Origin of the sequence: Curtobacterium sp. MCPF17_051, from assembly GCF_003234595.1 — a bacterium.
In the GTDB taxonomy this organism is placed as follows: Bacteria; Actinomycetota; Actinomycetes; order Actinomycetales; family Microbacteriaceae; genus Curtobacterium; species Curtobacterium flaccumfaciens.
The window spans coordinates 1-17105 of the sequence record NZ_QKSE01000011.1; the positions used below are offsets into that span (position 1 = coordinate 1).

The window sequence follows — 17105 nt, forward strand, 5'->3', positions numbered from 1 at the left end:
CCGTGGCGCCCACCGCCCCCGTCGGCCCGGCCGCTCCCGGTGCTCCCGCTGCGCCCGGCGCGCCTGTCGCCGCCGACGCTCCGGCCGCCGCTGCGTGGAACACTCCCCCGGCCGCCGGCCAGCAGGCGCCGTACCCGCCGACCGGCTCTGGCCGGGAGCCCGCGGACGGCGTGCAGTCGATCTCCGGCGTGCAGCCGCCCTCCGGCACACAGCCCCCGTACGGCGCACAACCCGCCTCCGGGTCGCAGCCGTTCATCGGCGGTGGCGCCCCCGCTCCGGCCCCGATGTCCCCGCGGTCCAGGAAGATCCTGGTCCGTTCGCTCATCGCCGGCGGCGCCGTGATCGTCGTCGTCATCGCCGGCGCGGTCACGACGAGCGTCCTCCGCGCCGGCGTGTGGGGTCCGGCCCCGACCGTCGAGTCCTACGTGCAGGCCATCGCCAGCGGTGACGCCGACACCGCCGCCGACCTGAGCGAGGTCCCCGACGACGCCGCGATGCTCGACTCGACGGTGCTCGGGAGCGCGAAGGACCGCCCGTCGGACATCCGCGTCGGCCGGGTCGCCCGGACCGGTGACACCGCGATCGCCACCCTGAGCTACACGCAGGACGGCAAGAACCGCTCCGGCCAGGTGTCGTTGCGGCGCACGGGCACCTCGTTCCTGGTGAAGGACGAGTGGCGCGTCACGCAGCCGCTCGCCCAGCAGGTCACCCTGACGGCCTCCGACGTGCTCGAGGGTGCACCCGTGACCGTCGGCGGCAAGGAGATCGGGAAGATCAGCGAGGGCACGTTCACGTCCCTCGCCTACCCCGGCACCTACCAGGTCTCGGTCGGCGGGACGAAGTACTTCACCGGCGGCACCGAGAAGGTCTCCGTGGGCGCGGCCACGTCCGGCTACGTCGACTTCACACCGAAGGCGACCAAGGCACTCGAGCAGGACGCCGAGCAGTACGTGACCGACCTGATCGACGACTGCGCCGAGAAGACCGAGCTCCGGGCCCTGAGCGGTTGCCCCTGGTACGGCCCCTACGACGCCGACGGCGGCGTGCAGTACGACGTCACGTCGATGCCCGAGCTGGAGGTCGAGGCGTCCCGCGCCGGCACCGTGATGGTGACGAGCACGAAGGACGGGAGCGTCTCGTACGCGTACACGTCGTACCTCGGTGACGAGAAGCGCGGCGAGGACTCGTTCGATGTGAACCAGTACCTGAAGGTGGAGGACGGCAAGCTCGTCTCCGCCTACTGAGCAGGAGCCGACTGAGCGGTTCCGCAGCACCACGACGGCCGTCCCGGGATCTTCCGGGTCGGCCGTCTCAGTAGGCTGACGAGCATGGTCAGGACACGGGCGTGGTGCAAGGGCGACACGGTCGAGCGGGACTTCCCCGTCGACCGGATCTCCGACCTCGTCGCCGACCCGGACACCTTCGTCTGGATCGACTACACCGACCCGACGCCGGCCGACCTCGAGCAGATCGAGGAGGAGCTCGGCATCCACGCGCTCGCGGTCGAGGACGCCGTCGAGCACGGACAGCGCCCGAAGCTCGACCGGTACCGGGACAGTCTGTTCCTGGTCGTCTACGACGTGGGCGGCACGGACGACGAGGGTGACCTGATCACGCACGAGGTCAAGGCCTTCGTCACCGAACGGGCCCTCGTCACGATCCACGGGTCCGACGTCGACACCACCCCGATGGAACACCGACTCACGGCGAACTCCGACATCGCCGAACACGGCGTGCCGTGGCTCGTCTGGGCGCTGCTCGACGCCGTCGTCGATCGGGCCACCGACACCGTCGAGGACCTGGAGCGGCAGATCGACGCGCTCGAGGACGACCTGTTCGAGCCGGGCGACCCCCGTGAGCAGCAGATCCAGCGGCGGTCCTTCCGGCTCCGCAAGACGCTCGGGGTGCTCCGGCGACTGGTCGTCCCGACGCGGGACAGCGTCGCCTCGTTGCTGCACGGTGACGCGGAGACGATCTCGAACGGCATCCGGCCGTACTTCCGCGACGTCGAGGACCACCTGGTCTCGATCGCCGACTCCGTCGAACAGCTCCGCGACGCCGTGTCGAGCGTGCTCGACACGACCCTGAACCTGGCGTCGAACCGCCAGAACACCGTCATGAAGAAGGTCACGAGCTGGGCGGCGATCATCGCGATCCCGACGGGGGTGACGAGCTTCTTCGGGCAGAACGTCGAGTTCCCGGGCGAGGGTGCCTGGAGCGGGCTCTGGGCATCGCTCGCGATCATCACCGCGTCGTCGCTCGTGCTCTACCGCGTCTTCAAGACCCGCGACTGGCTCTGACCGCGCGCACGGCTCCGGCACCCGAACGGTCCGAGGCCCCGCCGACGTCAGAGCGCGAGCGCCAGGACCCCGGCGACGACGGTGAGCGGCGCGACGACGCACCCGAGCGCCATGTACCGGCCCCACGACAGGTGCACGCCCTCCGCCGACAGCCGTGCGTGCCACAGGAGCGTCGCGAGCGAGGCCCACGGCGTGATGAGACAGCCGGCGTTCACGCCGATGAGCAGCGCCGCGTACCGCACGGCCTCGTGCCCGGCGGCCGGTTCGAGCACCAGGTACGCCGGCAGGTTGTCGATGCCGTTCGCCGCGACCGCGCCCGCACCGCCGAGCAGCAGCAGCGGGCCGGTCCCGGTGCCGCTCTGCAGCGCGTGCACGATCGGGTCGGTGATGCCCGTCGTGTGCAGCGCCTCGACCACCACGAAGAGCCCGGCGGCGAACAGCAGCGTGGACCACGGCACGCGGGACACCCGGAGTTCGGACGGGGACCGGAACGCCGCGACCACGACGAGCACCACGGCGGCCAGGACCGCAGCGATCCACACGGTCACCCCGGCCGTCAGGGCGACGACCAGCGCGACGAGCACTCCGGAGGCCGCCCAGAAGAACACGGGGTCGCTCGGCGTACGGACGGACACCGGCGAGTAGCGACCGAACAGCTTGCTCCGGAACACCACGAGCAGGACGACGCACGGCACGACCACCCCGGCGACCGCGGGCCAGGCCATCAGCCCGGCGAACGGCAGCGGGCCGCCGAGCCCCATCCGGTCGACGGCGAGCAGGTTCGTCAGGTTCGACACCGGCAGCAGCAGCGAGGCCGTGTTCGCGAGCCAGACCGTGGTCAGGGCGAACGGCATCGGGGGCAGTCCCACACGCCGTGCGAGCGAGATGACGATGGGGGTGAGGAGCACCGCGGTCGTGTCGATCGACAGGAAGACGGTGCAGAGCACGGCGAGCACGACGACCGCACCCCAGAGACCGATGGTGCGCCCGCCACCGACCCGGGCGGCGACGTCGGCGAGGCGGTCGAACACCCCGGCGTCCGCGGCCAGCTCGGCGACGATGGTCAGCCCGAGCACGAACCCGAGGACCGGCAGGACCCGGTCGGCGAGCACGGCGAGGTCGTCGAGGGGCAGCAGCCCGAACACGACGCAGACCGCGCCGACCACGAGCAGGGCCGCTCCGATGACCGCTTGACGCACGAACACTCCTCCGGCAGACACCGCGCCAGGGTGACCGGCGGCGCTCCAATGTACGGGCCGGTAGCGTTGTCAGCACGACGACAGGAGGCCTCTGTGCGCAAGTTCATGTTCAACGGTGCGGTGTGGAGTTCGCTCATCAGCGGCTACAGCGTGCTGCAGACCACCCGCCAGGGACCGCGTGACTGGCGGCTCGCGCTGACCTGGGTCGCGTGGCTCGCCACGACGATCGTGGCGATCGGCACGGTCGTCGAGGACGACCGCGCGGTCAAGGCGCGCCAGTAGGTCGAGACGCAGGCGGTCGTCGACGCGACCGGCCTGACGAACGGGAGGCACGGTGCCAGCTGGCACCGTGCCTCCCGTTCGTCGTCCTGGCCGGGCAGGGCACGCCGCTCCCGTCACCGGGTCAGCGCTCGGACTCCGGGATGCCGGAGGTCTGGATCGGTCCGGTGAAGAGCGCACCGCGCTCGTCGTCGCCGAACAGCTGCGAGTCCCCCTCTGACGGGCGTCCGCGTCGGCGCGGTGCCGTCGCGCTCGGCTCGGTGAGCTGCACCCGCTGGACCGGCAGGGCGTCCGGGTGGGTGCGCTGGAGCCACTCGACCATCTCCTCGCGGACGTAGCAGCGGAGGTCGAACAGCCCGCCGGCGTCGGGTGCCGTCACGAGGATGCGGACCCGGACCAGTCCCCCGACGGCGTCCGTGACCTGGAGCACCTTGACCCGGCGGTCCCAGATCGTCGAGGTGTCGAGGATCCGGTCGAGCTCCGCCCGCATGTCGGCCGGGCTCACCCGCCAGTCGAGGTCGAACTCGACGGCGCCGAGCAGTTCGCTGCCGGTCCGCGTCCAGTTCTCGAACGGCGTGCTCGTGAAGTACGTGGACGGCAGCACGAACCGACGGTCGTCCCACAGGTGCACGACGACGTAGGTCAGGGTGATCTCCTCGATCCGGCCCCACTGCTGCTCGACAACGACGACGTCGTCCACCCGGATCGACCCGGAGAAGGCCAGCTGCATGCCGGCGAACACGTTGCCGAGCGTGGACTGCGCGGCGAGGCCCGCGACCACGGAGATGAGGCCGGCGCTGGCGAGGACGCTCGCGCCCGCCGCCTCGACCCCGTCGAAGGTCAGCAGGATCGCGCCGACCGCGATGATGACGAGCAGGGCGACGGTGAGCCGCCGGATGATGAGCACCTGGGTGCGGATGCGACGCGCCTGCCGGTTGTCGGGCACGTCGATGCGGAAGCGGTGCAGCCCGAGGTCCTCGAGGAAGATCGCGACCTGGCACGCGAGCCAGCATCCGGTCGCGATCGTGACGATGAGGAAGGCGTGCACCACCTCGTCGCGCCACGGGTAGGCGTCGGCGTTCCCCGGGATGCTCGACGTGAAGGCGATCCAGAGCAGGACCACCAGCAGCACGGTGCGGAAGGGGTGCCTCGTCCGGCGCGAGAGCACGCCGGCCCAGCGTTCCCGGCGTGCGATCGCCCGGAGGACCAGGTGCAGGACGAGGGCGACGACGGCGGTGACGAGCAGGGCGAACCCGATCGCGACGAGGAGTCGGAGGAGGATGTCCATCCCTCCATGCAAGCAACGGACGACGGTCGTCGTTCAGGATCGGGCCGCCGTCGGCTGTGCGGACGTTCAGCAGCTGCGGTTCGATCGAACCGGGGTTTGCGTGACGGCCCGGTCCGGTGCGCATGTAGGTTGTCGCGCATGACAGCGCAGAACGACACGGGTGGCAGCCGAGCGCCGGCGAACGACTTCTCGCACGAGCAGGAGGGCTACCAGCACGGTCTGAAGCCCCGGCAACTGCAGATGATCGCGATCGGCGGCGCGATCGGTACCGGCCTCTTCCTCGGTGCCGGTGGACGCCTGCACACCGCGGGCCCCGCGCTCGCGCTGACCTACCTGGTCGCCGGGATCTTCGCCTTCTTCATCCTGCGGGCCCTGGGCGAACTGGTGCTGCACCGCCCGTCCTCGGGGTCGTTCATCTCGTACGCCCGCGAGTTCTACGGCGAGAAGTTCGCGTACGCCGCGGGCTGGATGTACTTCCTGAACTGGGCGATGACCTCGATCGTCGACACCACCGCCGTCGCGATCTACCTGCAGTACTGGTCGGCCTTCACCGCCGCACCGCAGTGGCTGCTGGCGCTGATCGCCCTGGTCGTCGTCCTCGCAGCGAACATGGTCGCCGTGAAGGTGTTCGGTGAGCTCGAGTTCTGGTTCGCCCTGATCAAGGTCGCCGCGCTCGTGGCGTTCCTCGTCGTCGCGATCATCTGGCTCGTCTTCGCGTTCCCGGTCGAGGCCGGCGGCGAGGCCGTGCGCACCGGGTTCACGATCTGGGGCGACAACGGCGGGCTGTTCCCGAACGGGCTGCTCCCCGCGGTCATCGTGATCCAGGGTGTCGTGTTCGCGTACGCGGCCATCGAGCTCGTCGGCACCGCCTCGGGCGAGACGCAGAACACCGAGAAGGTCATCCCCCGCGCGATCAACTCCGTCGTCTTCCGCATCGCGGTCTTCTACGTCGGCTCGATCATCCTGCTCTCCCTGCTGCTGCCGTACACGGCCTACAAGGAGGGCGAGAGCCCGTTCGTGACGTTCTTCTCGTCGCTCGGCAACCCGCAGGTCGGGTCGATCGTCGGCGGCATCATGAACTTCGTCGTGCTCACCGCGGCCCTGTCGTCCCTGAACGCCGGCCTGTACTCCACCGGACGAGCCCTCCACTCGATGGGCATGAACGGTTCGGCGCCCAAGTGGACCACGAAGATGTCGAAGGGCGGCGTGCCCTACGCCGGCATCCTGCTCACCGCGGCGTTCACCGTCGCGGGCGTCGTGCTGAACTACTTCGTGCCGAGCCAGGCGTTCGAGATCGCCCTGAACATCGCCAGCCTCGGCATCATCACGGCGTGGGGCACGATCATCCTGTGCCAGATGCGGCTGCGTCAGTGGGCCAAGCAGGGGCTCGCGAAGGAACCCTCGTTCAAGCTCCCCGGGGCGCCGGTCACCGCCTGGCTCACCCTGGCGTTCCTCGCCTCGGTCATCGTGCTGATGGCGATCGACTACCCCGTCGGCACGTACACGATCGCGTCGCTCGTCATCGTGATCCCGCTGCTCATCGTCGGGTGGTTCCTGCAGCGTGACCGCATCCTGCGCATCGCCGCCCTGCGCGAGGGCGTCACGGGGCCCTACCCGATCGGTGTCCGCGACCCCGCCGCCTCGGTGCGACGCGACGGCGACGGGAGCTGACGCTCCGCTTGTCCCCGGAACGCAAGGCCCTCAGCGCCGAACACGAGCGGTCCGGCACCGTCGCTACCATCAGCGGGTGCCGGACCGTTCTGCTTCTCCCACCCTCGACCTGCAGCTCAGCTGGCGAGGTGCCTACGGACGCCTCCGGGTGTTCGCGGATCGTCTCGAGGCCGAGACCGACTACCAGCGCGAGACGCGCACGGCGGTGCCGATGGACGCGGTGCAGGGGTGGCGCCTCGGACCGTGCGACGAGGACGCCGTCTGCGTCGAGTTCCTCGCCGGGCCGGACACCTACCGGGTGCTGCTCGACACCCCGGACGAGCAGCTCGCTGCGCTGGCGATCCGGAAGGTGCTCGGCCCGCCGCTGGAGTCCTGAGGACGCCGGTGCCGGGCCCACGGGGACCCGGGTCAGTCGTCGGTGTCGACGCGGTCGGTGACGACGTCACCGGAGCCGGCATCGATGCGCACGCTGTGCTTGGTGCCGGACGAGTCGAGCACGTCGCCCTCCCAGACGACCGTGCCGACGTGGTCGTCGAGTCCGAGTTCGGTCACGGTCCCCGCGTGCAGGTCCTGGAATGCGTCGACGGCCTGCTTGACGCTCAGGTCGGCGGCTGCGACGAAGCGCTCGTGCTCGGCCTTGTCGTCCGCGTCGGCGGCCTCGGTCTGCGGGGTGCCGGCGACCGAGGTGCCGTCGGCGTTCGTGTGCACCTCGTGCTCGGTGCCGTCCTTCGTCACGACCAGGACCTCGTAGGCGGAGGCGCCCTGTTCCTGCTCGACCGAGATGACGGTGCCCGAGCCGACCTCGCCGCGCGCGGTGGCGACCGCTGCGAGCAGGGCCTTGTTCGAGCCGGCGGACGCCGCGCCGGACGCACCGGCCGAAGACGAAGCGGAGCCCGACGAGTCCGTCGCCGACGAGCCGGCCGAGCCGGTGTCGTCGTCCGAGTCGTCGCTGGCGCAACCGGTGAGTGCGAGCGCCGCGACGATCGGCAGGGCGGCGAACGCGGCGATGCGGCGGGCGGAGGGCTTCTGGTGCTGGGTACGGAGGTTCATGTGGACGAGCATCGCGTCGGGGTGCTGAAGCAGCCCTGAAGCCGCCTGTTCAGCCGCCGAGTGCGATGCGGACGACGAAGCGCGCGCCGCCGAGCGGGGACGTGACCACGGTCGTGTCGCCGCCGTGAGCCCGCACGGCGTCGCGGACGATGGCGAGGCCGAGCCCCGCGCCGCCGGCGTCCCGGCTGCGGGCCTCGTCGAGACGGACGAACCGCTCGAAGACGCGCTCGCGCTCGTCCTCGGGGACGCCGGTGCCGTCGTCGTCGACCGTGAGCACCGCGGACCCGTCGTGTTCGGTGAGCGACACCGTGACGCGTGTGCTCGCGTGCCGGACGGCGTTGTCGACGAGGTTCCGGACCACCCCCGCCAGCACGCGCTCGTCGCCGAGGACCCGCGCTGCGGAGATCGCCGAACCGTCCACCCGGACCGCCGGGGCGTCGCCGTCCCGCGCGGGCGCGACACCGGTCGTCGACCGTGCCCGCGCCACCGCGTCCAACGCCAGGTCGTCGAGGTCGACGGGGCGCCGCGTGCGGATCCCGCCCTCGTCGAGGCGGGAGAGCTCGAGCAGCCCGGTGACCAGGTCCTGCAGGCGCACCGCCTCGGACCGGACGACGTCGGCGAGGTCGGCCACCTCGGTCCGCTCCGGGTGCGCGACGGCGACCTCGGCGTGCTGCCGGATCGACGCGATCGGCGACCGGAGTTCGTGGGAGGCGTCGGACACGAACCGCCGCTGGCTCTCGGCGGACCGTTCGAGGCGGTCGAGCATGGCGTTCATGGTGCTCGCGAGCCGGGCGACCTCGTCGCCGGTGTCCGGCACCTCGACCCGGGCGTCCGGACGGGCCGTCCGGATCGTCTCGACCTCGGTGCGCATCCGCTCCACGGGCCGCAGCGAGCGTCCGGTGACGGCCCAGGTGACCGCGACCAGCAGGAGCACCAGTACGGGCACCCCGACGGCGAGGAGCACGACGGCGGTGCGGACCGCGGTGTCGGCCTGGTCGAGCGTGGCACCGTAGACGAGCGTCGCCTCGCCGCCGCCGGGCAGGTCCACGTCGTCCGCCACGAGCAGCCAGCGTTCGCCGTCGTGGGTCCACCGGGACTCGTCGGCGGTGGGCAGGGCAGCGCCGTCGGCGTCCTCGCCGTGCGCCAGGACCGCCCCGCCGTCGCCGATCACCTGCACCAGGACGTCCTCGTAGCCGGTCACCGCGGCCGCACCGTCCGCCTCGACCCGGGAGGACACCTGCTCGAGACCGGCCTCGGCCGAGGTGCGCACGCCGTCGAGCAGCACGAGCCGCAGCACGACGACGAACGCGACGGCACCGATGACCAGGGCCGCGAGGACGACGACCCCGGCGCCGAGGGTGGTGCGGGCCCGGACCGACCGAGGGCGCCGTGGCCTTCCTCGTGCGGCCCCGCTCGCACGGGGGTTCGGCCGCTCAGCCACCGTCCGCCGCCAAGCGGTACCCGGCGCCGCGGACCGTCTCTATCGCGGCACGCCCGAACGGCCGGTCGAGCTTCCGGCGGAGGTGTCCGACGTACACCTCGACGATGTTCGGGTCGCCCTCGAAGTCGACGTCCCAGACGTTCTCGATGACGTCGCGCTTCGACCGGACCTGTCCCGGGTGCCGTGCGAGGTACTCGAGCACGGCGAACTCGCGGCTGGTCAGCTCGACGGGGGTCTCGCCGCGCGCCACGGTGCGCGCCGCGGGGTCGACCACCAGGTCGCCGAGGGTCAGCACGGTGGGGCGCTCGCGGGCACCCCGTCGGACGAGCGCCCGCAGCCGTGCCACGAGCACCGGGTGCGAGAACGGCTTGGTGACGTAGTCGTCGGCCCCCGCGTCGAGCGCCTCGACCTGGTCCCACTCGCCGTCCTTGGCGGTCAGCATGAGCACGGGGGTCCAGTCGCCGTCGGAGCGGAGCTGCGCGCACACGGCCCAGCCGCTCAGGCCGGGCATCATCAGGTCGAGCACGATCGCGTCGTAGCGGAACTCACGCGCGTGCCACAGACCGTCCACGCCGTCGTGCGCGACGTCGACCGCCCATCCCTCGGCCTCGAGGCCGCGGCGCACGCCGTCGGCGAGCCGGACCTCGTCGTCGACCACCAGCACCCGCATGGGGTCGATCCTGCCGTGCCCCGCTGAAGCAGGGCTGAAGCGGCCCGCGAGCGCGGCTCGCGACGGTGACCGGGGGCGGACGGGAGGCCCGTGGCGGCGGCGCCACGGGCCTCCCGTCCGGTGGCGGTCCGGACCAGAGCCGCGCCGCCTCGGCCGGCTCAGACCAGCAGCAGGATCCCTGCGATCACGGACGCGACGGCGATCGCGAGCGCGACGAGCAGGAGCACGAGGTGCACCGTGTAGAACGTCGTCGGCTTGCCTGCGGCGTCGCGGGCACGCGAGTCCTTCGCGACGCGCTGGAAGAAGCGCGGCCAGGTGACGACGTTGAAGACGGCGCCGATGAACAGGACGACTGCGGCGAAGACGAGCACGGGACGATCCTAGTGAACGCCGGGGGCGACGATGCTGGTACGGGGTTGCCGGGCGGGTGGTGCTCGGCCGCCCCCAACGCGGCCGAGTCCCGACCCGGCAGGCCACAGGATCTGTAGCACCTGCTACAGACTGTACACGGCCTGTTCGGCAGCGTCGAGGGACTACGCGGTCTCGAGGGCGGCCTCGGCGTCGGCGAGGGCGACACGCTCGGCGTCGGTCAGCGACGCCCGTGCACCCCGCACGCCGTCGTTGATCTCGACGATGCGGCGACTGAGCCGGGTCGCGGGGTCGTCGGTCGGCGGGTAGGCGTTGTCCACACCGATCCGGTCGTGCAGCGGCGCCAGGCGGCGCAGCGCATCGTCCACGAGGCGGGCCCGGCGTCGGCGGGAGATCCGGTGCCCGACGACGAGCAGGAGCATGCCGGACGCCACGCACAGCACGGCTCCCGGCGTGGTGACGTCGTAGGGCAGCGAGAGCGCGTGCGTGACGTCCAGGTCACCGGCGACGTGCGCGACGTCCATCACGACGACCACGACCATGCGGACGACCCCGAGGACCCCACCGAGGACCAGGACCCACAGCCCCACCAGGTCGGTGGTCGTCCGGGCTTCGCGCAGCCGGAGCACGCAGATGAACCCCGTCGCGCCGAGGGCCACCCCGAGGTAGACGGTCTGCGCGATCGAGTAGACGGTGGCCGCCGGGTGCGAGCCGGCGTCGAGCATGAAGGTCGTCGTGGTCGCGGGCTTGTCGAGCACGGTGAACGCGACGACGACCACCACGACGACCACGGCGAAGGACACCACGACCGCGTTCCGGAGCCAGGGCCGCGCCGCGCCGACCGCCTTCGCCACGCCCCACAGCAGCGTGCTCGTGCCGGCCACCATGAGGCAGTCGCTGATGACGGTCACGACGTTGTACCCGCCGAGCAGCGGGTCGAGCCACCGGTACAGCGGGTCGACGTTCGTCACGATGGTGGCGGCGAAGAGCAGGAACGTGAACGCCAGCGTGCGGTCCTGCCCGCGTTGCAGGACCAACAGCACGATCGTCCCGACGATGAGCAGCACCGCCTGGACGACGGCGATGATCACCCGAAGACCCCTCGGAAGGCGCTCGGGCGGCCGCGGTGCTGGCGGATCACGGTGGCCAGGCGGTCGGCGAAGACCTCGGCCTCGTGCTCGTACGTGTTCGAGAACATGCCGCGGGCCAGCGCACGCTCGACCTTGTACTCGGGCAGGTCGGGGATGACATCGCGGATGTACGCGCTCTGCGGGGCGTGCTCCTGGTGCCGGTGCAGCACGTGCCCGAGCTCGTGGCCGATGACGAACGACCGGAACGTCGGCGAGGCTGTCGGTGAGATCATCACGAGGTGCGCGTGCTCGAGCGTGGCCACGAAGCCGCAGACGGGCTCGGCGGCCAGGAACGACTCCTCGCGCACCACGATCGGCTTGCCGACGACGTCGGCGGCGGCGGCGACGGCCTGGTCGACGTCCGACCACCCCTCGGCGGCGCCACGAGCCCAGAACGCCTCGACGAGGGCGTCGGTCATGCGACGCTCCCCCGCTGCGATTCCTCCTCGAGCACCTCGGCGATGCGCCGCAGCGCGTCGGGTGAGAGTTCACCGGGGAAGGTCCGGGCCGCGAAGCCGCTCACGCGGGCGGAGCGCAGGGAGCGGACGAGGGCGAGCTGGGCCCCGATCCGTTCCGGTACCTCGCTGTCCTCGAGCAGGAAGCGTTCGTCGACCTCGAAGTACCCGGCCAGCAGGCGCAGGAGCTCGGTGTCGCGGTTGCGGCGGCCGTCGCCCGAGAGCATGTAGGTCCACTTCGCCCGCGACAGCGACCCGCCGTGTGCCGCGACGTACTCCTCGATCGAGGAGAACGGCACCGGGGCGCCACGCTGCGACTCCTCGAAGTCGAGGAGCAGGTTGAGGCGGCGCGCGAGCTCGGCGGCGTCGAGCGCCCCGCCCTTCAGATCACCCGTGTCCATGTCGGACTCCTCCCCAGCCGTGTCCGCGCGAGGTGTGGGTCCGGCGCGTGGACGCCATGCTAGCGCGGGCGCCCGACACCCGCGCCGCTACCCTCGTGGGCATGCCCCGCCGCTTCCCCGCCACCGTCGCGGCACCGGTCGAGCACGAGATCGTCATCACGAAGTCGCGGTTCATCACCACCGTGGCACCGGTCTCCGGCGTCGAGGACGCCGACCGCGTGATCACCGAGGTCCGGCGGCGGTACTGGGATGCCCGGCACAACTGCACGGCGATGGTCACCGGCGTGCTCGGCGACCAGGCCCGATCCTCGGACGACGGCGAGCCCTCCGGCACCGCGGGCGTCCCCATGCTCGAGGTCCTGCGACGCCGCGACCTGACCGACGTCGTCGCGGTCGTCACGCGGTACTTCGGCGGGGTGAAGCTCGGTGCGGGCGGACTGGTCCGGGCCTACTCGACCTCGGTGTCCGAGGCGCTCGACACGGCGGTCCTCGTCCGCCGCGAGGCCCTGACGCAGGTGCGCTTCGACGTCGACCACGCCGACGCCGGACGGCTCGACAACGTGCTGCGCGACTGGGTCCGGCACCACCACGCGACGCTCGGTCCGACCGAGTACGGGCAGTCGGCGACCTTCGAGGTGTGGGTCCCCCACGAGGCGCTCGGAGCCCTGACCGCCGACCTCGCCGCCGCGTCGGCCGGTTCGCTCGAACCCGTCGTCGGCGAGGAGCGGATCGTCGACGTCCCCGTGGACTGAATTCCGCGTGGACTGACGTCCGCGCGGACCGACGTCTCCGTGGACCGGATTCCCCGGTTCGACGCACCCCGGGCGTGTCTCGACGTCGACGCGTCCACACCCCCGGAACGCACGAACGCCCCGACTCGATGAGCCGGGGCGTTCGTCCTACGGTGCACCCCCTCGGACTTGAACCGAGAACCCACTGATTAAGAGTCAGTTGCTCTGCCAATTGAGCTAGAGGTGCATGTTCCGGCTTCCGTGCCGCAACGGGAATCAACAATAGCATGGGTTTCGCGCGCCCACGACCACTCGTGGGCGCACGACGCGAACAGGAGCACCATGACCGACCGTCTCGTCCCCGGCGACACCGCCCCCGACTTCACGCTGCCCGACCAGGACGGCGTCCGGCACTCCCTGGCTGCCCTGCGCGGCAAGAAGGTCATCGTGTACTTCTACCCGGCAGCGTCCACCCCGGGCTGCACCACCGAGGCCTGCGACTTCCGCGACAACATGTCCTCGCTGCAGGCCGCCGGCTACGAGGTCCTCGGTGTCTCGAAGGACGAGCAGGCGAAGCTCAAGACGTTCCAGCACGAGCAGGCGCTGACGTTCCCGCTGCTGAGCGACCCCGACCTCACCGTGCACAAGGCCTACGCGGCCTGGGGCGAGAAGAACAACTACGGCAAGATCGTCACCGGCACGATCCGGTCCACGATCGTGGTCGACGAGGACGGCGCCGTGCAGCTGCCGCTCTACAACGTCAAGGCGACCGGTCACGTGGCGAGCCTGCGGAAGAAGCTCGGCCTGGTCTGAGGACCGGCCACGCACCGCAAGGCCCGGTGCCGGTTCTCGGAACCGGCACCGGGCCTCCAGTGCGTCCGGACCAGACCGTCTACTCGGCCGGGCGCGCGAGTGCGGCCGTCACCGACCGCGACAGCACCAGTGTGATCCCGAGCAGGGCCGGGACGAGCAGCAACCAGCCGACTGCGGCGACCCGGAAGACGCCCTGGAACGCCCCGATCGCGATGGCGCCCTGCAGCACCTGCCAGACGATGATGCCGGAGCGCACCCACGCACGGCCCTGCCACAGGCCGTTCAGCAGCGCACCGAGCCAGAGCGCAGCGATGGCGACGAGGACGGTGAGGGCGATGCCGGAGGCGATGCTCGTGGCCGGGGCGACGAGCAGTTCGACGACCAGGACGACCGTCACGACCACCAGCGCGAGGAACTCGAGGCCGACCACGGCGAGCAGCCCCAGCATCGCCGGCGACCGGCGCGCGACGGGTGCGGAGGGATCGGCGTCGTTCGGGGTGTCGTCGTGCACAGTGATCCTCCAGCATCGGAACCCTTGATTTGGCCCTACCAGTATGGAACGATATTGGAGGTCGTTTGGACGGCACGATGTGGTGTGCGTCTCCCGTGGTTCATCGCTCCTCCCCCGAGCGTCTCGCGGGCGTCAGACACGCTTCCTGCGGACTCCTCCCCACAGTTGTCCCCTCCATGCCGCATGCATGGTCAGCGGTCCGATCCCCCGAACCACGGCCCCGGCCTGCCGTTCGAGCATCGACATCAAGGAGCACCACACATGGACTGGCGTGACAAGGCTGCCTGCCTCACCGCAGACCCCGAGCTCTTCTTCCCCGTCGGGAACACCGGGCCCGCCGTCGACCAGATCGAGAAGGCCAAGTCGGTCTGTGCGCGTTGCACGGTCACCGAGATGTGCCTGCAGTACGCCCTCGAGAACAACCAGGACTCGGGTGTGTGGGGTGGTCTCAGCGAGGACGAGCGTCGTGCGCTGAAGCGTCGCGCCGCCCGCGCTCGCCGCGCGTCCTGACCCCGGTCGTCTGACACCACGACGCCCGTCGTCCCCCCGGGGGCGGCGGGCGTCGTCGTGCGCGCGGGGCCGATTCTGCAAGACACCGGTGTTCACGCGTCGAACACCGGAACGCGGGTGTTCGACCGGCGAACACCGGTGTCTTGCGATCTCGGAGCGGGCGTCAGGCGGGGGCGGTCAGCCAGCGGAACGGGATCGTGATCGTCACCTCGGTGCCGCTGCCCGTCAGGGTGTGCCAGTCGATGGTGCCGCCGAGCTCGCCCTGGATGAGCGTGCGGACGATCTGCGTGCCGAGGCCCGAGCCGACCTTGCCCTCGGGCAGGCCCACGCCGTTGTCGCGGACCTCGATCTCCAGGTGGTCGTCGAAGCGGCGGGCGACGATCTCGACCTCGCCGTCACGGCCGTCCAGCCCGTGCTCGACGGCGTTCGTCACGAGCTCGGTGAGGCCGAGGGCGAGCGGCGTCGCGGCCTCGGACGGCAGCACCCCGAACTCGCCGGTCTTCTTCGGGTGCACGGTCGTGTTGTGCGACGCGGCGACCTCGGTGACGAGCTTGAGCACCGAGTCGAACACCTCGTCGAAGTCCACCGTCTGGCTGAGGCCGCTCGACAGGGTGTCGTGCACGACGGCGATGGCGGCGACGCGGCGCATGGCGTTCTGCAGCGAGGTCCGCGCTTCTTCCGAGTGCGTTCGACGCGCCTGGATCCGCAGCAGTGACGCCACCGTCTGCAGGTTGTTCTTCACGCGGTGGTGGATCTCGCGGATCGTGGCGTCCTTGGTGATGAGCTCGCGCTCCTGGTGCCGCAGCTCGGACACGTCCCGGCAGAGCACGATGGCACCGATGCGCTCACCGTGGTCGCGGAGCGGGATCGAGCGGAGCGACACCGTGACGCCCTTCGACTCGATGTCCGCCCGCCACGGTGCACGACCGGTGACGACGAGCGGCAGGGACTCGTCGACGTCGAGCTGGGCGCCGATGAGCTCGGTGGTGACCTCGGCGAGGGACTTCCGCTCGAGTTCCCCCTCGAAGCCCATCCGGTTGAACGCGCTCAGGCCGTTCGGGCTCGCGAACGTGACGATGCCGGCGGTGTCGAGCCGCAGCAGGCCGTCACTGGCACGGGGCGCACCACGACGGGGGCCTGCCGGTGCACCGAGGTCGGGGAAGTCACCGGTGGCGATCATGCCGAACAGGTCGTTCGCGCTCGCGGTGAAGTTGAGCTCCTGGCGGCTCGGGGTCCGCATCTCGTCCTGGTTGGAGTGCCGGGTGACGACGGCGATCGGCCGCTCGGTGGTCTCGGCGCTCTTCGCGCTCAGGCGGCGGAGCACCGGGATCGCGCGGACGCGGGTCGGGGTGTCCTCGTACCAGTCCGGCTCGGCGGAGTCGACGACCCGTGATCCGGCGAAGCTCTCGGTCACCTGGCCGCGCCACTCCTCGCGGATCTCCTGCCCGACGATGTCCCGGTAGAACAGCGTCGCCGCGGAACTCGGCCTGGCGTGTGCGACGGCCACGAACGAGCCGTCCTCGGCGGTCGGGACCCAGAGCACCATGTCGGCGAAGGACAGGTCGGCGAGGAGCTGCCAGTCCCCCACGAGCAGGTGGAGCCACTCCACGTCTGCTTCCGAGGAACGGCCTTGCGCGAGGACGAGGTCACTGAGGGTCGACACCCAGCCAGTCTAGGTCCGACGCCTTGTGGAGAACGTCGCCCTCTCCACAGGGTAGACCGGTGTGTATTTTGTATGTTGCACGCCCCATACGCTCGCTCCAACGACGGAAGGGGCAGGGGTGGCAGAGCAGGCACGCCGCATCGATCACGAGACGACGACGGCGCATCCACCGCCGTTGCGGGTCGTCGAACCGCCGCCGGAGCCCGCCACGGCGACCGGCCCCCCGGACCCGGCGACGACCGCACGAGCGCTCGGGCTCTGCGTCGCCGAGGTACTCACCGGCGCGCGGGAGGTCGACAGCATCGCCCGGTGGATCAGCGACGACGTGCAGCGGCACCTGCAGCAGCGGGCCGCGGTGGCAGCGCACGCCCGGGGCTCCGGTCGGCGGGCACGCGGGCGTCCGGTACTCCGGGTCGGCAGCGTCCTCGTCTGCCGCCCGGCGGCGGGGGTCGCCGAGGCGACGGTGGTCGTGCACACGCGCAGCCACGCGCGAGCGGTCGCCATGCGGCTCGAAGAGCGACACGGACGGTGGCAGGCGACCGCGATCGGGGTCCTGTAGTCGGCTGGCGGACAGACGGGAGGCACGGTGCCAGCTGGCACCGTGCCTCCTGTCCTGTGTGGACG

General features: G+C 71.2%; 19 protein-coding genes, 1 tRNA gene and 1 pseudogene. 9 read left to right on the forward strand and 12 right to left on the reverse strand.

Translation table 11 applies throughout. The annotated features are described in order from the left end of the window. A pseudogene (locus tag DEJ35_RS09865) lies at window positions 1-1244 on the forward strand (nuclear transport factor 2 family protein); the annotation flags it as partial. A gap of 84 nt (window positions 1245-1328) precedes the next feature. Beyond that, window positions 1329-2300 carry a magnesium transporter CorA family protein gene (locus DEJ35_RS09870; RefSeq protein WP_110861137.1) on the forward strand — a complete coding sequence of 324 codons (972 nt, stop codon included), beginning with the start codon at window positions 1329-1331 and terminating at the stop codon, window positions 2298-2300. Window positions 2301-2347: 47 nt separating this feature from the next. On the opposite strand, the gene DEJ35_RS09875 is transcribed toward DEJ35_RS09870, so the two are convergent. Further along, complete coding sequence (locus DEJ35_RS09875; protein WP_111090409.1) at window positions 2348-3499, reverse strand: SLC13 family permease; 1152 nt, start codon at window positions 3497-3499, stop codon at window positions 2348-2350. A gap of 93 nt (window positions 3500-3592) precedes the next feature. On the opposite strand from DEJ35_RS09875, the gene DEJ35_RS09880 reads away from it, so the two are divergent. Further along, window positions 3593-3781 (forward strand): hypothetical protein, encoded by a 189-nt coding sequence (locus DEJ35_RS09880; RefSeq protein ID WP_027466522.1) that lies wholly within the window; start codon window positions 3593-3595, stop codon window positions 3779-3781. Between the two features lie 121 nt (window positions 3782-3902). Here DEJ35_RS09880 and DEJ35_RS09885 read toward each other — a convergent pair whose 3' ends face one another. Next, window positions 3903-5066: a mechanosensitive ion channel family protein gene (locus DEJ35_RS09885; protein WP_111192659.1), complete on the reverse strand. Its 1164-nt coding sequence runs from the start codon at window positions 5064-5066 to the stop codon at window positions 3903-3905. Window positions 5067-5204: 138 nt separating this feature from the next. On the opposite strand from DEJ35_RS09885, the gene DEJ35_RS09890 reads away from it, so the two are divergent. Then, the gene (locus DEJ35_RS09890; RefSeq protein ID WP_110861142.1) at window positions 5205-6737 is read left to right on the forward strand and encodes an amino acid permease; all 1533 of its coding nucleotides are present in this window, start codon (window positions 5205-5207) and stop codon (window positions 6735-6737) included. Window positions 6738-6813: 76 nt separating this feature from the next. Then, on the forward strand, window positions 6814-7113 hold the full coding sequence (locus DEJ35_RS09895; RefSeq protein WP_146238557.1) for a hypothetical protein: 300 nt from the start codon (window positions 6814-6816) through the stop codon (window positions 7111-7113). 32 nt (window positions 7114-7145) lie between these two features. Here the strand turns inward: DEJ35_RS09895 and DEJ35_RS09900 are convergent, their stop codons facing one another. From DEJ35_RS09900 to DEJ35_RS09930, 7 genes are all read right to left on the reverse strand, one after another. Next, window positions 7146-7787: a PepSY domain-containing protein gene (locus DEJ35_RS09900; protein WP_146248999.1), complete on the reverse strand. Its 642-nt coding sequence runs from the start codon at window positions 7785-7787 to the stop codon at window positions 7146-7148. Between the two features lie 49 nt (window positions 7788-7836). Continuing rightward, window positions 7837-9228 (reverse strand): cell wall metabolism sensor histidine kinase WalK, encoded by a 1392-nt coding sequence (locus tag DEJ35_RS09905; protein ID WP_110861148.1) that lies wholly within the window; start codon window positions 9226-9228, stop codon window positions 7837-7839. Beyond that, window positions 9221-9898 carry a response regulator transcription factor gene (locus tag DEJ35_RS09910; protein WP_110861150.1) on the reverse strand — a complete coding sequence of 226 codons (678 nt, stop codon included), beginning with the start codon at window positions 9896-9898 and terminating at the stop codon, window positions 9221-9223. Before DEJ35_RS09910 ends, DEJ35_RS09905 begins: the two co-directional genes overlap by 8 nt. A 158-nt stretch (window positions 9899-10056) precedes the next feature. Next, window positions 10057-10269: an SCO4848 family membrane protein gene (locus DEJ35_RS09915; RefSeq protein WP_110861152.1), complete on the reverse strand. Its 213-nt coding sequence runs from the start codon at window positions 10267-10269 to the stop codon at window positions 10057-10059. A gap of 162 nt (window positions 10270-10431) precedes the next feature. Beyond that, window positions 10432-11358 (reverse strand): hypothetical protein, encoded by a 927-nt coding sequence (locus tag DEJ35_RS09920; RefSeq protein ID WP_110861154.1) that lies wholly within the window; start codon window positions 11356-11358, stop codon window positions 10432-10434. Continuing rightward, on the reverse strand, window positions 11355-11816 hold the full coding sequence (locus DEJ35_RS09925; protein ID WP_027466515.1) for an ImmA/IrrE family metallo-endopeptidase: 462 nt from the start codon (window positions 11814-11816) through the stop codon (window positions 11355-11357). The genes DEJ35_RS09920 and DEJ35_RS09925 overlap by 4 nt, the downstream gene beginning before the upstream one ends. Continuing rightward, window positions 11813-12253, reverse strand: coding sequence for a hypothetical protein (locus tag DEJ35_RS09930; RefSeq protein ID WP_051596928.1), 441 nt, complete (start codon window positions 12251-12253; stop codon window positions 11813-11815). Before DEJ35_RS09930 ends, DEJ35_RS09925 begins: the two co-directional genes overlap by 4 nt. A gap of 101 nt (window positions 12254-12354) precedes the next feature. On the opposite strand from DEJ35_RS09930, the gene DEJ35_RS09935 reads away from it, so the two are divergent. Further along, complete coding sequence (locus DEJ35_RS09935) at window positions 12355-13005, forward strand: YigZ family protein (RefSeq protein WP_375231875.1); 651 nt, start codon at window positions 12355-12357, stop codon at window positions 13003-13005. Between the two features lie 153 nt (window positions 13006-13158). Here the strand turns inward: DEJ35_RS09935 and DEJ35_RS09940 are convergent. Beyond that, a tRNA-Lys gene (locus tag DEJ35_RS09940) sits at window positions 13159-13231 on the reverse strand. Window positions 13232-13326: 95 nt separating this feature from the next. Here DEJ35_RS09940 and bcp point away from each other — a divergent pair. Then, window positions 13327-13797, forward strand: a complete 471-nt coding sequence (gene bcp / locus DEJ35_RS09945; RefSeq protein WP_110861158.1) for a thioredoxin-dependent thiol peroxidase — start codon at window positions 13327-13329, stop codon at window positions 13795-13797. A 79-nt stretch (window positions 13798-13876) separates the two neighbouring features. Here the strand turns inward: bcp and DEJ35_RS09950 are convergent, their stop codons facing one another. After that, window positions 13877-14308 carry a hypothetical protein gene (locus DEJ35_RS09950; protein ID WP_110861160.1) on the reverse strand — a complete coding sequence of 144 codons (432 nt, stop codon included), beginning with the start codon at window positions 14306-14308 and terminating at the stop codon, window positions 13877-13879. Between the two features lie 261 nt (window positions 14309-14569). Between DEJ35_RS09950 and DEJ35_RS09955 the strand changes: the two genes are divergently transcribed. Then, a complete protein-coding gene (locus tag DEJ35_RS09955) occupies window positions 14570-14818 on the forward strand; it encodes a WhiB family transcriptional regulator (protein WP_017888820.1) in 249 nt (82 codons plus the stop codon). Window positions 14819-14981: 163 nt separating this feature from the next. Here the strand turns inward: DEJ35_RS09955 and DEJ35_RS09960 are convergent, their stop codons facing one another. Beyond that, window positions 14982-16481, reverse strand: coding sequence for a sensor histidine kinase (locus tag DEJ35_RS09960; protein WP_110861162.1), 1500 nt, complete (start codon window positions 16479-16481; stop codon window positions 14982-14984). A 118-nt stretch (window positions 16482-16599) separates the two neighbouring features. On the opposite strand from DEJ35_RS09960, the gene DEJ35_RS09965 reads away from it, so the two are divergent. Then, window positions 16600-17040 (forward strand): Rv3235 family protein, encoded by a 441-nt coding sequence (locus tag DEJ35_RS09965; protein ID WP_110861164.1) that lies wholly within the window; start codon window positions 16600-16602, stop codon window positions 17038-17040. Window positions 17041-17105 lie beyond the last annotated feature (65 nt).

Bases quoted from the DNA above. Each gene is read 5' to 3' on its own strand.
- DEJ35_RS09900 (WP_146248999.1), bottom strand. From the start codon at position 7,787: ATGAACCTCCGTACCCAGCACCAGAAGCCCTCCGCCCGCCGCATCGCC.
- DEJ35_RS09955 (WP_017888820.1), top strand. From the start codon at position 14,570: ATGGACTGGCGTGACAAGGCTGCCTGCCTCACCGCAGACCCCGAGCTC.
- bcp (WP_110861158.1), top strand. From the start codon at position 13,327: ATGACCGACCGTCTCGTCCCCGGCGACACCGCCCCCGACTTCACGCTG.
- DEJ35_RS09925 (WP_027466515.1), bottom strand. From the start codon at position 11,816: ATGACCGACGCCCTCGTCGAGGCGTTCTGGGCTCGTGGCGCCGCCGAG.
- DEJ35_RS09930 (WP_051596928.1), bottom strand. From the start codon at position 12,253: ATGGACACGGGTGATCTGAAGGGCGGGGCGCTCGACGCCGCCGAGCTC.
- DEJ35_RS09890 (WP_110861142.1), top strand. From the start codon at position 5,205: ATGACAGCGCAGAACGACACGGGTGGCAGCCGAGCGCCGGCGAACGAC.
- DEJ35_RS09870 (WP_110861137.1), top strand. From the start codon at position 1,329: ATGGTCAGGACACGGGCGTGGTGCAAGGGCGACACGGTCGAGCGGGAC.
- DEJ35_RS09935 (WP_375231875.1), top strand. From the start codon at position 12,355: ATGCCCCGCCGCTTCCCCGCCACCGTCGCGGCACCGGTCGAGCACGAG.
- DEJ35_RS09885 (WP_111192659.1), bottom strand. From the start codon at position 5,066: ATGGACATCCTCCTCCGACTCCTCGTCGCGATCGGGTTCGCCCTGCTC.
- DEJ35_RS09910 (WP_110861150.1), bottom strand. From the start codon at position 9,898: ATGCGGGTGCTGGTGGTCGACGACGAGGTCCGGCTCGCCGACGGCGTG.